Origin of the sequence: Kitasatospora sp. NPDC059327 (assembly GCF_042752535.1) — a bacterium.
Lineage (GTDB): Bacteria > Actinomycetota > Actinomycetes > Streptomycetales > Streptomycetaceae > Kitasatospora.
This window is the reverse complement of record NZ_JBHYYB010000069.1, coordinates 15583-29553: the sequence shown is the minus strand read 5'-3', so window position 1 is coordinate 29553 and position 13971 is coordinate 15583. Positions and strand designations below refer to the sequence as shown.

General features: G+C 72.7%; 13 protein-coding genes and 1 tRNA gene. 4 read left to right on the top strand and 10 right to left on the bottom strand.

Annotated features, from left to right (window positions below; genetic code table 11):
• Positions 1-213 precede the first annotated feature (213 nt).
• From ACFXHB_RS31760 to ACFXHB_RS31750, 3 genes are all read right to left on the bottom strand, one after another.
• A complete protein-coding gene (locus ACFXHB_RS31760; protein ID WP_380578136.1) occupies positions 214-942 on the bottom strand; it encodes a TetR family transcriptional regulator in 729 nt (242 codons plus the stop codon).
• Positions 943-1164: 222 nt separating this feature from the next.
• Entirely contained in the window at positions 1165-2154 is a 990-nt protein-coding gene (locus ACFXHB_RS31755) for an NAD-dependent epimerase/dehydratase family protein (protein ID WP_380578135.1), read from the bottom strand.
• Positions 2151-2777, bottom strand: a complete 627-nt coding sequence (locus ACFXHB_RS31750) for a ScbR family autoregulator-binding transcription factor (RefSeq protein WP_380578134.1) — start codon at positions 2775-2777, stop codon at positions 2151-2153. Before ACFXHB_RS31750 ends, ACFXHB_RS31755 begins: the two co-directional genes overlap by 4 nt.
• Before the next feature lie 124 nt (positions 2778-2901).
• On the opposite strand from ACFXHB_RS31750, the gene ACFXHB_RS31745 reads away from it, so the two are divergent.
• Positions 2902-3846 (top strand): ScbA/BarX family gamma-butyrolactone biosynthesis protein, encoded by a 945-nt coding sequence (locus ACFXHB_RS31745; RefSeq protein ID WP_380578133.1) that lies wholly within the window; start codon positions 2902-2904, stop codon positions 3844-3846.
• Between the two features lie 440 nt (positions 3847-4286).
• Here ACFXHB_RS31745 and ACFXHB_RS31740 read toward each other — a convergent pair whose 3' ends face one another.
• Positions 4287-4655, bottom strand: a complete 369-nt coding sequence (locus ACFXHB_RS31740; RefSeq protein WP_380578132.1) for a DoxX family protein — start codon at positions 4653-4655, stop codon at positions 4287-4289.
• A 77-nt stretch (positions 4656-4732) separates the two neighbouring features.
• Between ACFXHB_RS31740 and ACFXHB_RS31735 the strand changes: the two genes are divergently transcribed.
• Entirely contained in the window at positions 4733-5182 is a 450-nt protein-coding gene (locus tag ACFXHB_RS31735) for a winged helix-turn-helix transcriptional regulator (RefSeq protein ID WP_380578131.1), read from the top strand.
• Positions 5183-5571: 389 nt separating this feature from the next.
• On the opposite strand, the gene ACFXHB_RS31730 is transcribed toward ACFXHB_RS31735, so the two are convergent.
• The 3 genes from ACFXHB_RS31730 to ACFXHB_RS31720 all read right to left on the bottom strand — a co-directional run bounded on the left by ACFXHB_RS31730 (position 5572) and on the right by ACFXHB_RS31720 (position 7422).
• A tRNA-Pro gene (locus ACFXHB_RS31730) sits at positions 5572-5645 on the bottom strand.
• Between the two features lie 100 nt (positions 5646-5745).
• Complete coding sequence (locus tag ACFXHB_RS31725; RefSeq protein ID WP_380578130.1) at positions 5746-6687, bottom strand: metallophosphoesterase; 942 nt, start codon at positions 6685-6687, stop codon at positions 5746-5748.
• Between the two features lie 24 nt (positions 6688-6711).
• Positions 6712-7422, bottom strand: a complete 711-nt coding sequence (locus ACFXHB_RS31720; RefSeq protein ID WP_380578129.1) for a CGNR zinc finger domain-containing protein — start codon at positions 7420-7422, stop codon at positions 6712-6714.
• Positions 7423-7537: 115 nt separating this feature from the next.
• Here ACFXHB_RS31720 and ACFXHB_RS31715 point away from each other — a divergent pair, with 115 nt between their 5' ends.
• Positions 7538-7993, top strand: coding sequence for a GatB/YqeY domain-containing protein (locus tag ACFXHB_RS31715; protein ID WP_380578128.1), 456 nt, complete (start codon positions 7538-7540; stop codon positions 7991-7993).
• Between the two features lie 163 nt (positions 7994-8156).
• On the opposite strand, the gene ACFXHB_RS31710 is transcribed toward ACFXHB_RS31715, so the two are convergent.
• Positions 8157-10424 (bottom strand): transglycosylase domain-containing protein, encoded by a 2268-nt coding sequence (locus tag ACFXHB_RS31710; RefSeq protein ID WP_380578127.1) that lies wholly within the window; start codon positions 10422-10424, stop codon positions 8157-8159.
• A 507-nt stretch (positions 10425-10931) separates the two neighbouring features.
• Here ACFXHB_RS31710 and ACFXHB_RS31705 point away from each other — a divergent pair.
• The gene (locus tag ACFXHB_RS31705; RefSeq protein ID WP_033333275.1) at positions 10932-11255 is read left to right on the top strand and encodes a WhiB family transcriptional regulator; all 324 of its coding nucleotides are present in this window, start codon (positions 10932-10934) and stop codon (positions 11253-11255) included.
• A gap of 173 nt (positions 11256-11428) precedes the next feature.
• Here the strand turns inward: ACFXHB_RS31705 and ACFXHB_RS31700 are convergent, their stop codons facing one another.
• Together ACFXHB_RS31700 and ACFXHB_RS31695 are read right to left on the bottom strand one after the other, a co-directional pair.
• Positions 11429-12556: an ArsA family ATPase gene (locus ACFXHB_RS31700; RefSeq protein ID WP_380578154.1), complete on the bottom strand. Its 1128-nt coding sequence runs from the start codon at positions 12554-12556 to the stop codon at positions 11429-11431.
• Between the two features lie 212 nt (positions 12557-12768).
• Entirely contained in the window at positions 12769-13851 is a 1083-nt protein-coding gene (locus ACFXHB_RS31695; protein ID WP_380578126.1) for an ArsA-related P-loop ATPase, read from the bottom strand.
• Positions 13852-13971 lie beyond the last annotated feature (120 nt).

The window sequence follows — 13971 nt, the reverse complement described above, 5'->3', positions numbered from 1 at the left end:
GAGCCCTGGCACGATTCTGACAAGTTCGTGTGCCGGGTTGTGCAAGCCCCGGCGCGTACCTGCCATCGCCGAGCGCGCGCCGATGGGCCGCGCCACCCCTCAGACCGTACCGGGAGCGGGCACCCGGGCGCTCGAACGGGCCGACGGCGGTGGGCCGACGGCGGTGGGTGGGCGCGGGTGGGTTGACGACGGCGGCCCGTGCCGGTCCCGGTGTCAGGCGGAGGGGCCGGCCAGCGTGCGGTGCCAGAGCCTGCGCAGCCGCTGCCGGAGCTCGTCCCCGCTGGGGGCGGTCTCCCCGCCCACCGGGACGACGCCGCGCCGCAGCGCCTCCGAGCCCACCACGAGGCAGTGCACCAGGACTTCGAGGTCCTGCGCATCGGCGGCCGCCGCCCGGGCCTCCCGCTCCCGGGGGCCGGGGCCGTCGGCCCCGTGCGCGTCGGGGTCCGGCCCGTCGGCCCGCTGCGGGGGCACCCCGGACGGCTGGCGCGCCAGGTGTCCGCGCAGCACGGGGATCCAGCTGGCGTACCAGTTGTCGGCCGAGCCGGGCTGCTCCCAGGCCAGCCTGGCCGCGGCGCTGACGCTGGGCTCGTCCTGGAGCAGCCGGGTGAGCACGTCGGTCAGTCGCGCCACCTCACCCGTGCCGCAGCCGGGGTCCGCGCTGCCGGGCCCGTCCCGGGCGGGCGTGCCCCCGCCCGCGCTCCTGCCCCCCTCACCGCCCGCGGCGGCTCCCACCGCCGCCCGGGTGAGCGCGACGGCGTCCGCGCGCACCGCGTCCGCCAGGCTGGCCTTGGTGGGGAAGTGGAAGGTCAGCGCGCCCATCGTGACGCCGGCCGCCCGGCTGACCCGGGAGAGCGAGGTGCCCGCGTACCCGTGCTGGTCGAACTCACCGGCGGCGGCCCGCAGCAGGGCCCGTCGGGTGTGCTGGGCCCGTTCCTGCTTCATCGCCCACCGCCGGCGGGGAGGGCTGCTCGGGCGCGCCGGCCGAGCGTCGGCACCGGCTCCACGGCCTGGAGCGGGGGACTGACGAACCGCATGAGCGGGAGTGGCTCCTTCGAGCGGACGGAGCGGGGTGGGCGGAAGGGCCGGGACCCCTGCGTCGGTCCGAGCCGATCCGACGGAGTCCTGACGCTACGCGGAGCTGGCCGCATACGCACCGCTCACCCGTCATCCGCTTGCAGCTTTGGCAACTTCCCCGGAACTCTGTTCGGTGGCCGGGGCGCCGATCCGGGTGAGGTGCTCCCGGTACCAGGGGGCGGCCGCGGCGAGCCGGTGCAGTGGTCCCGGTCCGGGGTCGACGTCCGCCAGCTGCCAGATCTCCGTGCTGCGGTACCAGTGGTCCTGGGCCAGCAGCGCGAACTGCCGCTCGCTGAACACCCCCGGCACCCGCCGGAGTTCGGCCACGCACCGCTCCCAGGGCCAGTCCGTGCCGGGGGTGGGCGCGAGCACCCCGTGCTCGGCGAGGGTGTCCAACAGGGCGCCGCCGCGCACGGGTTCGGGGTGGCCGGCGTGGTGGATCCCAGTCGGGGCCGGCGCCGGGCCGACGGCCAGTCCGGCGACCAGCCGGGCCAGGTCCTCCGCCGCGACCAGCGAGAGCCGGGCGGCGCCCCCGTCCCAGCGGGCCGGTACCCGGCGGGTGAGTTCGGCGAGGCAGGGCACGACCCAGCGGTCCCCCGCGCCCAGCACCAGCGGCGCGCGCAGCACCACCGCGCCGGCGTCGAGCGCCGCCCGTTCCCCGGTCAGCCTGGTCCGGCTGGCCGCCGAGACGGGGGCCGGCGCCACCGCGTCCACGTCGATGCCCCGGTGCGGGCCGGGGCCGTACACGGCGGTGGTGGAGAGGTGGACGATCCGGTCCACGCCCGCACGCGCGGCCTCCGCGAGCAGGGCCCGGGTGCCGTGCACGTTGACCGCCGCGCAGGACTCCTCGTCGCCGGAGACCGCGGCGGCGAGGTGGACCAGGACGTCGGCGCCCTCCGCAGCGCCGCGCAGCGTCGCCGGGTCGGCGAGGTCCGCCGCCACCCGGACCGTCCCGGGCGGTGCCGCGGAGCGGGCGAGGGCCCGGACCGGTCCGGCCCCGGGCCGCTCGCGCAGCGCGGCGAGCACCGCCGAGCCGATGAAGCCGCCGGCTCCGGTCAGCAGGACGGTCGGCCCGGTCATGCCCGGTGCCCGCGCTCGGCCAGGACGCCCCGCAGCGTCTCCACGACCGGGGCGGTGGCGATGCCGGGCAGCAGGTACCACCAGAGCCGGGCGATCCGTTCCGGCAGGTCCGCGCGGTTGCTGCGCAGGTGGGACATCACCTGGGTGCCGGTGTACGCCCCGACCAGGACCTGGGAGAACTCCGCCGAGTCGACGTCGGGCAGCAGCTCACCGGCCTTGCGGGCCTCCTCCAGCTCGGCGCAGAACTGCTCGGCCCACATCTCGTACGGACGGAAGTCGCGCAGGCCGAGCTGGCCCTGCTCGACGGCGAGCGTGACGCCCGCGCGCAGCAGCACGTTGTCCCGCAGCTCGTCGGCCAGGTACAGGTTGAGGTCGAGGAGCTGGCGCAGGCCGGCCGGTTCGGCCGGTAGTTCCAGGTCGGCGGCCTGCTCGTCCATCACCGCCTTGGCCAGTTCCTCCTTGGAGCGGAAGTGGAAGTACATTGCGCCCTGGGTGGTGCCTGCCTGTGTGATGATCTTGTTTACGCTCGAACCGCTGAAACCGTACTCGTCGAAGACCTGTGCGGCAGCCCGCAGGATCGTCCCGCGGGTGCGTACGGCTCGGTCCTGCTTCGCTCGCGTCACAGTGGCTCCAAACTCCTCGACAAACAAAAAGAACGACCTCTACGTTATTTGCAGCGGGGCCCGGCGTACACAACGGAGGCTCCACCAACAACCACGCCAGTGGCCATTCTGGGGGAGTGCACACATGTATCGCACAGACACCGGCAGCACCATCACCGCTGCGACCACCGTGCCCAAGGAACTCGTTCACAAGCGCGCGGCCGACGAAGTGCTGCTGACCGGCTGGGAGCCCACCGGGCCCGACGCCTACCGGGTGACCGCCCGCTGGCCCCGCGACCGGGCCGACGGCGGATTGTACGACCCGATGCTCCTGGTGGAGACGGTCCGGCAGAGCTTCCCACTGCTCTCCCACGCCGCCTTCGACGTTCCGATCGGGCACCACCTCGTCTGGGACCGCTTCAGCTTCGCGCTGGTCCCCGAGCTGCTCCTGGTCAACCGCCCCGCCGACCAGGGCTGGGACGACGTCCGGCTGGACGTGGTCTGCCAGGACGTGGTCCGGCGCGGCAACCGGGTCTGCGCCCTCACGCTGTCCTACATGATCAGCCGGGCCGGCGAACCGCTCGCCACCGCCCAGACCCGCTTCACCGTCCAGGCCCCGGCCATCTACCGGCGGCTGCGCGGAGAGCGCGCCGACGCCGCCGAGATGATGGCGCGCGCCCTGCCGCCGGGTCCCTCGATACGCACCGCGAGACCCGATGCCACCACCTCGCAGGACATCGCCCTCTCCGCCACCGACCACCCCCGCCGTTGGCAGCTCCGGGTCGACACCTCCCACCCGGTCTACTTCGACCACCCCGTCGACCACGCGCCCGGCGCCCTGCTCCTCGACGCCTGCCGCCAGGCCGCCCAGGCCCTCTGCCCGCCGGCCCCCGTCCTCGCGGTCGCCATGGAGTGCGTCTTCACCAGCTACGTCGAGCTCGACGAGCCCTGCCTGGTCGAGGCCGCCCGACTGCCCCGCGACCCGGCCGGCCGCGACCGCATCGGCGTGACCCTCCACCAGGGCCCCGACAGCGCGTCCTGCTCCACCGTCGTCACCGTCGTTCCCCACCCCACCGCCCCGGCCCACTGACCGCCGGCGGAGCCGCCCCGGGCCCGGCGCGCGGACGCCGCTGTGCCCTGCCTCACCAAGTGCGGGGGCTCGCCGTCCACCGGGCGAGGCCATACCGGCACACTGCCGAGCCCACGTCGGTGACCACCTGCCCGGGAGAACGTTCGGGCAGGTTCCTCCTGGATCTCTCCGAGGAACGTCGGGTGAAGCCCGTCAGGGCCGGTCTCCTCGGCGGGAGACCGGCCCTGAGCCGTTCCTGCTGAGCCGGGGTGGCGGGACGTGGACCCACGGCCCTTCGTCCCGCACGCGGTTCGGGACCGACCGTCCGCCGAAAGTCCCGGCGGGCGGCGGAGGAGGGATCAGCGCGTCGACGCCGGCCGATGACCATGAGCCGCCACCAGCCTCTCGGCTGCGGACGCGGCCGCCGACCCCTGCCCCCAAGTCACCGCCGTGACAGTGGATCAGGGAGTGGCGGCGTGCAGCACGATCAGGGCGACGGAGGCCAGGGTGAGGGCCGCTGCCGGCGACGCGCCCTTGCGGTCGCCGACGCGCAGGTGGAACGCGACCGCCCCGGCGAAATAGAGCGTCAGGCCGATCGCGGCGGCGATTCCGACGGGTCCCCACCAGAGGCCGACGATCGCACCGGCCGCGCCGGCGACCTGGGCGCCGATCAGGAGGGTCATCATGCTCTGCGGCACTCCGAGGGTGGACATCTGCTCGGTGATGTGGCGCGTCCGCAGAGACTTGGCTCCGGCCGATATCAGGAGGAGCGCCGACATGACCACGGTGACGACGGCAAGGAAGACGAACACGGCTGAGACCTCAATCATGCGAGATGCGAGTAGAGGGGCGTGCGCACCTCGATGACGATAGGCGGCCGAAAGGTACCTCCAGGTAACCTTCGGGCATGAGTCTGCGACCCGGAATCTCCTTCCTCGCCGACTGCCCCGCTCTCCTGGCCATGGAGATCATCGCCAGCAAATGGTCCGTGGTCACGCTCTTCGCGCTGACCGATGGCCCTTTGCGCCACGGCGAGTTGGTCGAGCTGAGCGGTGGCATCTCACGCAAGGTGCTGACCCAGACCCTGCGCCGACTCCAGGCCAACGGGCTCGTCGAGCGGCACGCGTACGCCGAGGCGCCGCCGCGCGTGGAGTACTGCCTGACCGATCTCGGACGGACCCTGGAGGAGCCCATCAGGATGCTCACCGCATGGGCGCGGGAGAACGGCGAGGCGGTCGTCTCCTTCCGGGAGGCAGCCGAGGCTGCCGCGCCCGCCAGGACCATCGAGGCCGACCGGGCGACCTGGGTGAAGGCCTCTCCGGCCTCTCCCGCCGATGAGGGCCCGGACGGTTTCTGATCGGTAGTAGCGGGCGACTGCCGCATCGTCGCCGGCCGCTTCGCGTCCGGCCGCCGCACGGGGTGGCGCTCCGGCAGCACGAGGACGAGCGGACGGGGCACGAGGACGGCTCCGTCCGGGCGCGGTACTCGCGCGTCACGCCGCACATCGCGCCGGAGCTGCGCCGGGGACTTCCTGGGCGGGTCGACCCGGAGGTGGCTCGCGTCACCGGCCGCCCGCCGGCAGATGTCGCCCGGCGCGCCCGGCTCGCTCCTGGACGCTCTTCCTGAGGGCGCCTCAGGAACCGCCCGGAAGAGCACCTTCTCCCCGGTTTCTCCCGAGGACCCCGGGAGAAACAGTCAGGGCCGGTCTCCCTTGCGGGAGACCGGCCCTGAGCTGGTCCTACTGGGTCGGGGTGGCGGGATTTGAACCCACGGCCTCTTCGTCCCGAACGAAGCGCGCTACCAAGCTGCGCCACACCCCGGTCCTGCGGTTTGTCGCTCTGTTTCCTTCGCAACGAGTAGAACTCTACCGGACGCTTGCCGAGAGACGAAATCCGATTCCCGGCGGGCCTCCGCCGCAGGTCAGCGCGAGGGGGTGAGGGTGAGCAGGGTGGCCTCGGGCGGGCAGGCGAAGCGGACCGGGGTGTAGCGGTTGGTGCCGCAGCCGGCCGAGACGTGCAGGAACGCGCGGCGGCCGCCCGCCTGGTGGGTGGAGAGGCCCTTGACCCGCTTGGAGTCGATGTCGCAGTTGGTGACCAGGGCGCCGTAGAAGGGGACGCAGAGCTGGCCGCCGTGGGTGTGGCCGGCCAGGATCAGCGGGTAGCGGTCGGCGGTGAAGGCGTCCAGGACGCGCAGGTAGGGCGCGTGCACGACGGCGAGCGAGAGGTCGGCGTCGGCGGACGGGCCGCCGGTGACCTCGCTGTAGCGGTCGCGGCGGATGTGCGGGTCGTCCAGGCCGGTGAATTCGAGGTCGAGGCCGCCGATGTTCAGCCGGCCCCGGGTGTTCGTGAGGTCCAGCCAGCCGGCCGCGTCGAAGCCGTCGCGCAGCTTCTCCCACGGGTTGTGCACGGCGCCGGTGATCCCGCGCCGCGCGGTGCCGTCCGGGTTGTTCATCCCGTGGGCGCCGCTGCGCATCGCCTGGAGGTAGCGGGCCGGGTTCTTGCGGGCCGGGCCGTAGTAGTCGTTCGACCCGAAGACGTAGACGCCGGGGAAGTCCATCAGCGGCCCGAGCGCGTCGAGCGTGGCGGGGACGCCGAGCGGGTCGGAGAGGTTGTCGCCGGTGTTGACCACCAGGTCCGGGCGGAGCCCGGCGAGGCTCTGCAGCCAGCGCTGCTTCTTGCCCTGGCCGCTCACCATGTGGATGTCCGATACCTGGAGCACCCGCAGGGGGCGGGCGCCCTTGGGCAGGACGGGCACCTCGACCCGGCGGAGCCGGAAGGAACGGACCTCGTACCCGGCGGAGTAGGCGAGGCAGGCGGCGCCGGTGGCGGCGATTCCGAGGGGGACGGAGTACAGCGGTCGCATCGCTCCATGCTCTCAGACGGTGGATCAGCCGGTGAACGTCCGGTCGGTGCGCGGGGACACGCCGCCATGGGCCGAATGCCCTCGCCGCAGGGGCGGTCCGGCGTCGGGGGCCGGCTGCCCGGCCGGCTCCGCCCCGTCCGCCCGGTCGCGTCGGGCCCGGAGGGCGCGGACCTTGTGCCGGTTGCCGCAGCGCTCCATCGAGCACCAGCGCCGGCGGCCGGGCCGCGAGGTGTCGACGAAGATCAGGGAGCAGTCGGAGGCGCCGCACTCCCGGACCCGGTGGGCGAAGGGGCCGGTGAACAGCGCGATGGCGTCGCGGGCGAGGGTGGAGACGAGTTGGTCGCCGTCGGCCGGCAACGGGGCGGCGGCCGCCCCGTTCGGGTCGATCCGCGGAACCAGCGGCGGGTGGGCGGCGGCGCGGTTGAGGACGGCGTAGTCCGCCCCGGCGCCCGCTTCGCCGTGGGCCCGGGCCGCGGCGAGGCGTCGGAGCGCGTCCCGCAGGGTCCGCGCGGCGGTCAGCTGCGCCGCGTCGACGTGGACGCCGGCGGGCAGCTCCAGCCGGGACCGCGCGAGCCATCGGGTGAGGTCCTCGGGGTGGTGCAGCAGCTCGTACCCCGCCGGGGTCCCGGGGCCGCCCGTGGTGAGCAGTTCCAGGCAGAGCGCGCCGGGGTCGAAGGGGTGGCGCGCGTCTCCGGGGGAGAGCGGCACCGGGCCGGTCGCCCGCTGGTCGGTCATGTAACCACTGTAAGAAGTTACGCCGCCGGTGCGGAAGCCCGCCGCGGCGGCCACGGGCGCGGGCTCCGGTGTTAATGGCGGGCAGCCGAACGTGGCAGGTGGGAGACTCTGGGCCATGACCACGCTCAAGGAGCAGTTGCACGAGGACCTCACGGCGGCCATCAGGGATCGGGCCGAGCTGCGTTCGGCCACCATCCGGCTGACGCTCTCCGCCATCACCAGTGAGGAGGTGGCCGGCAAGGAGAAGCGGGAGCTCTCGGACGCCGAGGTGCTGAAGGTGCTGGCCCGCGAGGCGAAGAAGCGCCGGGAGGCGGCCGAGGCGTTCGATGCCGCCGGCCGGACGGAGCAGGCCGCGCGGGAGCGGGCCGAGGGCGAGCTGCTGGCCGGCTACCTGCCCAAGCAGCTCTCCGACGAGGAGCTGGCGGCGATCGTGGCCGCCGCCGTCGCCGAGAGCGGTGCGACCGGTCCGCAGGGCATGGGCGCCGTGATGAAGCTGGTGAAGCCGAAGGTGGACGGTCTGGCCGAGGGCGGCCGGGTGGCCGCCGCGGTCAAGGCGGCGCTCACCGGCTGACGGCCCGCGCCGGCTGACGGCCCGCGCCGGCCGACGCCCGCGAGACAGCGAAGCGCGCGACCGGGCCCACAGGGCCGACCGTGCCCGCGCGCACATCAAGAGGGGCGCCCTCCGAGCAGATCGCTCGGAGGGCGCCCCTCTCAGTGCCCGGGTGGCGGGCCGGTCAGTGCCGGCCGCCGTTCCCGTTGCCGTTTCCGTTCCCGCCGCCGATGATCCCCGGCGGGAGGGTGAATCCGCCGCCGATCATCCCGCCGGCGTTGTTGGCCCCGCCCTGGTTGCCCCCGGGGTTCCCGCCCGGGTTGCCGCCGGCCGCGGCCGCGTCACCGTTCGGCGGGGTGGCCGGCGGGGTGGCCGGAGCGGTCGCGTTCGGGTCGGGCTTCGGCGCCGGGTCCGGGATGTTGACGGTCTGGAAGGTCTCCTTGCCGGAGCCCTTCAGCGCCTGGTCCATCGCCATCTTCCAGATCGGACCGGGGCCGGTGGCGCCGAAGACGCCGTCGCCGCCGTAGTAGGTGTCGCCGATCTTGATGTTCTTCATCTCGACGCCGCCGGCCGGGCCGCCGATCCAGACCGCGGTGGCCAGCTGCGGCGTGTAGCCGTTGAACCAGGCGGCCTTCTTCTTGTCGGTGGTACCGGTCTTGCCGGCGATCTGGCGGCCGTCCTCCAGGCCGAGCGAGGCGCCGGTGCCCTTCTCCGTCACGTTGAGCAGGACGGTGTTGAGGGCGTCCGCGGTGCTCTCCGACATCGCCTGGCTGCAGCTCGACGCCGGGACCGTGACGTCCTTGCCGTCCACCGTGGTGATCTTGTTGATCGCGATCGGGGTGCAGTACTTGCCCCGGGCGGCGAAGGTCGCGTAGACGTTCGCCATGGTCATCGGGGACATCTCCTGGGTCCCCAGGGTGATGGCCGGCACGACGTCCAGCTTGTCACCGCTGGCCCGGGTGGTGATGCCGAGCTTGTTGGCCATCTGCTTGACCGGGCAGAGGCCCATGTCGGCCTCCATCTGGACGAAGTAGGTGTTGACCGAGAGGGCCATCGCCTGCTTCAGCTCGTACGGGCCGACCTCGGACTTGCTCTCGTTGGGGACGTACCGCTTGTCGCCCTTCTCGGTGTTCTTCCAGGTGCCGTCGCAGGTCTTCATCGTCGGCCACTCGATGCGGTTCTCCGAGGGGTACGCCTGGGTCGGCGAGATCCCGGACTCCAGCGCGGCGGCGGCGATGATCGGCTTGAAGGTCGAGCCGGGCTGGAAGCCGTTGCCGCCGCCCATCGCCGCGTCGACGTTGAGGTTGACGACGGTCTGGTTCTTGTTCGGGTCCAGGCCGTACGGGCGGGTCTGGGCCATCGCCAGGATCTTGCCGCTGCCCGGCTCCATCATGGTGGCGGCGGCCGACACCGGGTCGGTGACCTTGACCTTGGTGGTCACCGCGTTCTGAGCGGCGGCCTGCTTGTCCGGGTCGAGGGTGGTGTAGATGTTCAGACCGCCCTGGTCCCAGAACTTCTTCCGGTCGGCGGCGTTCTTGCCGAACACCGGGTCCTGCTTGACCACGTGCCGGACGTAGTCGCAGAAGAAGCCCATGCCGGCGTTGGCGGTGATGCAGCCGTTCTGCGGGTCCTTGTACTTCAGGCCCAGCGGGGCGGCCTTCGCGTCCTTCGCCTGGTCCGCGGTGATGTGCTTGTTCTCGACCATCTTGTCGAGCACCACGTTGCGGCGCTTCACGGTGTTCTCGGGGTAGCGCACCGGGTCGTACTGCGAGGGGTTCTGCACCAGGCCGGCCAGGGTGGCGGCCTCGGCGATGGTGAGGTCCTTGTTGCTCTTGCTGAAGTAGCGCTGGGCGGCCGCCTCGACCCCGTAGGCCTGGTGGCCGTAGAAGGTGATGTTGAGGTAGTTGGTGAGGATCTGGTCCTTGGTCAGGTCCTCCTCCAGCTTGATGGCGACCTTCAGCTCCTGGATCTTGCGGCCCAGGGTCTTGCGCTGGGCCTCCAGGACAGCGGCCTGGTCGTCGCCGGCCTTCTCCACGTTGACGTTCTTCACGTACTGCTGGGTCAGCGTCGAGGCGCCCTGGGAGGCGGTGCCGCTCTCGGCGTTCTTGCCGGCCGCGCGCAGCACGCCCTTGAGGTCGACGGCGCCGTGCTCGTAGAAGCGCGCGTCCTCGATGTCCACCTGCGCCTGGCGCATGTAGGGCGACATCTGGTCGGCGGTGAGCACCGTGCGGTCGCGCTCGTAGACCTTGGCGATCAGCCCGCCCTTGGCGTCGAAGATCTGCGTGGCCTGGGTGAGCGGCGGCGTCTTGAAGTCGTCGGGGATGTTGTCGAAGCTCTCGGCCGTGCTCTTGGCCGTCAGCCCGAGCGCGCCGACGGCGGGCAGGGCCATGCCGGCCAGCAGGACTCCGGAGAGCACGCTGACACCCAGGAACTTGATTCCGTGCCCCGCCATGTCGAGCGGTGATCCGCGGCGTCGGCCGCTCGGAGCTCCGGTGTTGCCGGGGGGCTGGGGTGCCTGGGGGCGCTTCGGTGCCATGGGGAGAACCCTACGTCGCCGAATCCCGTACATAGGGGCAGGTGTTCGCCTAGGCTTGTCACAAGCTTGCGACAGCTTCGGTGCGTCAACATCACTCACTCTTGTGAGTGATGAGGATTGCCCGAATTGCCCCTCTATGGAGTGTTTTTGAGGCAGCTGTTGGCAGCTGTACCCCCATATTCGGTCGCTCTCAGTGACGGCGCGCGTGGCGAGAGTTTCCCCGGGGTTCTTGGCAAGGCTTGCGACCTGCGATCACTCCAACGAGTGAGCTGACCGATACCCATAGTCCAATCGGGTCATTCGAGATTGAGCCCGAAGGGGCTGTTGCAAGCTGTCGTTCTTCCGTAACGTCCTCAACTGGCAACGGTGAATATGCCGTTGCCGCCGTGGGGGAGCCTCGATTCGGGAGAGGACGGCGCCGGCATGGGCTGGGTAGACGACTGGAGTGCGCAGGCCGCCTGCCGCACTAGTGATCCGGACGAATTGTTCGTCCAGGGGGCGGCGCAGAACCGCGCCAAGGCGGTGTGCAGTGGGTGCCCCGTTCGGACGGAGTGTCTGGCGGACGCACTGGACAACCGGGTGGAGTTCGGGGTCTGGGGCGGGATGACGGAGCGCGAGCGGCGTGCGCTGCTGCGCCGGCGGCCGACGGTGATGTCCTGGCGGCGGCTGCTGGAGACGGCCCGCACCGAGTACGAGGAGTCCCTCGCGACCGGTGTGATACTGACGGACTACGCCCAGGCGGGCTGAGCGGCCCGCGGTGCGGGACTGCCGGAGTCACGCGGCGGAGGACGAGAGCCACGCGACGGCGGTGCACGAGCTGTACGGCAACGGTCCGGGAGCGACGCTACGGGGGAGCAGCGTCGTGGAGGACCGGTGCGGGGCCGCTACGCGGTGTGTGGGTGCCACCCGGTCCGGGACCGCTACGCGGTGCCGCTGAGCCGCTCGCCGATCGCGCGCAGCCCGTCCAGGTCGTGGACGTCACCGGGCAGCGCGGCCACCTCGATGATCGGCACGTCCGGGTAGACCGAGACGAAGCGGTCGCGGGTGCGGCGCTCGCGCGACATGATCTGCATCCGCTCGGCGTGCAGCCGCAGCAGCCCGGCCGCGACCTGTTCGGCCTCGGGCGAGGTGTGCTCCGAACCGTTCTCCTCCAGGGCCTCGGCCGCCGCCAGCGCGCGTTCGGCGGTGAGCTGCGGAGCGCCCGTCCGGTGCACCCGGTTCAGCACCAGGCCAGCGAGCGGCATCCGGTCGGCGGCGAGCCGGTCGACGAAGTAGGCCGCCTCGCGCAGCGCGTCCCGTTCCGGCGCGGCCACCACCAGGAACGCCGTGCCCGGCGCCTTGAGCAGCTGGTACGTCCGGTCGGCGCGCTCGCGGAAGCCGCCGAACATCGAGTCCATCGCGCTGACGAAGGTCTGCAGGTCGGTCAGCAACTGGGCGCCGAAGATCTTGCCGAGGGTGCCGGTGAGCAGGCCCATCCCGACGTTGAGGAACTTCATCGCGCTGCGCCCGCCGACCTTGGCCGGCGCGGTCAGTATCCGGATCACCTTGCCGTCGAGGAAGGACCCGAGCCGGTTCGGCGCGTCCAGGAAGTCCAGCGCGGAGCGGGACGGCGGGGTGTCGACGACGATGAGGTCCCACTCCTCGGCCGCGCGGAGCTGGCCGAGCTTCTCCATCGCCATGTACTCCTGGGTGCCCGCGAAGCCGGCCGACAGGGACTGGTAGAACGGGTTCTCCATGATCGCCTGGGCCCGTCCGGGTTCGGCGTGGGCCAGCACGACCTCGTCGAAGGTCCGCTTCATGTCGAGCATCATGGCCTGGAGCTCGCCCTCGCCCGAGACGCCCTTGACGACGCGGGGGGTGTTGTCCAGCTCGGTCAGGCCCATCGACTGGGCCAGCCGGCGGGCCGGGTCGATGGTCAGCACGACGACCTTGCGGCCGCGCTCGGCCGCCCGCAGCCCGAGCGCCGCGGCGGTGGTGGTCTTGCCGACCCCACCCGAACCGCAGCAGACGATGATCCTGGTCCTCGGGTCGTCGATCAGACCGTCCACGTCGAGGTGACTCCCCTGCGCGGTGGCAACGCCCGAGCCGTCACCCGCGGCGCGCCTGCCGCCCGTGCCGTGCTTGCCGCCGGCGCCGTGCCCGCCGCCCGCGTCGTTCTTGCCGTCCGCGCCGGGCCGCGCTCCCGCGCCGCTCCCGGCCGCCGCGGTCCGCCGGTCGCTCGTGTCCCGCCCGGCACCCTCGCCCGGCCCACCGTTCCCGGTCACGCTGCCCCCTGACGCTTCAGCTCGCCCGCCAGCCGGTACAGCCCGCCGAGGTCCACGCCCTCGCCCAGCAGCGGAAGTTCGTAGGTGGGGAGCTTGAGCTGCTGCAGGTCGGCGCGCTGCTCGCGCTCCAGCTCCACCCGCTCGGCGTGCTCCCGGGCCTGCTCCAGCAGCGGGTCGAGCAGCGGGTCCACCGCCGCCCGGACGGTCTCGGCCTTGCGGGAGCGCCCGCCGAGGCCCGCTTCGCCGAGGGCCAGCGCGACCTCCTCGCGGTGGTCCCCGTCCACCGCGGCCACCGCCGCCGCGTCCAGCAACGGCGGCCGGACCATGTTCACCATCACCCCGCCCACCGGGAGGGCGGCCTCGCGCAGATCGGCGAAGCCGTCGACCGTCTCCTGCACCGGCATCTCCTCCAGCAGGGTGACCAGGTGCACCGCGGTCTCCGGCGACCTCAGCACCCGCATCACGGCCTGTGCCTGGGTGTGGATCGGCCCGAACCGGGCCAGCCCGGCGACCTCGGAGTTCACGTTCAGGAAGCGGGTGAGCCGGCCGGTCGGCGGCGCGTCCATCACCACCGCGTCGTACGTGCGCCGCCCGTCGGGGCCCTTGCGCCGGGCGGCCTCGCAGGCCTTTCCGGTGAGCAGCACGTCGCGGACGCCGGGGGCTACGGTGGTGGCGAAGTCGACGAAGCCGACCTTCTGGAGTGCCTTCCCGGCCCGTCCGAGCTTGTAGAACATGTCGAGGTACTCCAGCAGCGCCTGCTCGGTGTCGATGGCCAGCGCGTACACCTCGCCGCTGCCGCCCCCGTGGCCGCCCCGGCCCGGCAGTCCCAGCTGGGCGCGCGTGACGGACGCGATCCGGCGCTCCTCGTACGGCAGTGCGGCGATCCCGAACAGTTCGGCGATGCCCTGGCGGCCCTCCACCTCTATCAGCAGCGTCCGCCGTCCTTCGGCCGCGAGCGCCAGCGCCAGTGCCGCGGCCAGGGTGGTCTTCCCGGTACCGCCCTTGCCGCTGACCACGTGCAGCCGGACGCCCTCCCAGTCGGGATCACGCCGGGCCGCCTGGCCGGGGGTGCGTGCCACGCTCCGTCTCCGTCCGTCTCCGAGGGCCGAGGGCCGTTCCGAGGGCCGCCACCGCGCAGGTGCCCTCCCGCGAGGGTAACCAGGGACCGCGCCGGATGCCGGGAGCATCCGGGGGGCCAG

What these genes read in the sequence shown, in the direction of transcription:
- ACFXHB_RS31755 (WP_380578135.1), bottom strand. Translation starts at nt 2,154, where the DNA reads ATGACCGGGCCGACCGTCCTGCTGACCGGAGCCGGCGGCTTCATCGGC.
- ACFXHB_RS31705 (WP_033333275.1), top strand. Translation starts at nt 10,932, where the DNA reads ATGGGCTGGGTAGACGACTGGAGTGCGCAGGCCGCCTGCCGCACTAGT.
- ACFXHB_RS31710 (WP_380578127.1), bottom strand. Translation starts at nt 10,424, where the DNA reads ATGGCGGGGCACGGAATCAAGTTCCTGGGTGTCAGCGTGCTCTCCGGA.
- ACFXHB_RS31745 (WP_380578133.1), top strand. Translation starts at nt 2,902, where the DNA reads ATGTATCGCACAGACACCGGCAGCACCATCACCGCTGCGACCACCGTG.
- ACFXHB_RS31715 (WP_380578128.1), top strand. Translation starts at nt 7,538, where the DNA reads ATGACCACGCTCAAGGAGCAGTTGCACGAGGACCTCACGGCGGCCATC.
- ACFXHB_RS31725 (WP_380578130.1), bottom strand. Translation starts at nt 6,687, where the DNA reads ATGCGACCGCTGTACTCCGTCCCCCTCGGAATCGCCGCCACCGGCGCC.
- ACFXHB_RS31740 (WP_380578132.1), bottom strand. Translation starts at nt 4,655, where the DNA reads ATGATTGAGGTCTCAGCCGTGTTCGTCTTCCTTGCCGTCGTCACCGTG.
- ACFXHB_RS31735 (WP_380578131.1), top strand. Translation starts at nt 4,733, where the DNA reads ATGAGTCTGCGACCCGGAATCTCCTTCCTCGCCGACTGCCCCGCTCTC.
- ACFXHB_RS31720 (WP_380578129.1), bottom strand. Translation starts at nt 7,422, where the DNA reads ATGACCGACCAGCGGGCGACCGGCCCGGTGCCGCTCTCCCCCGGAGAC.
- ACFXHB_RS31760 (WP_380578136.1), bottom strand. Translation starts at nt 942, where the DNA reads ATGAAGCAGGAACGGGCCCAGCACACCCGACGGGCCCTGCTGCGGGCC.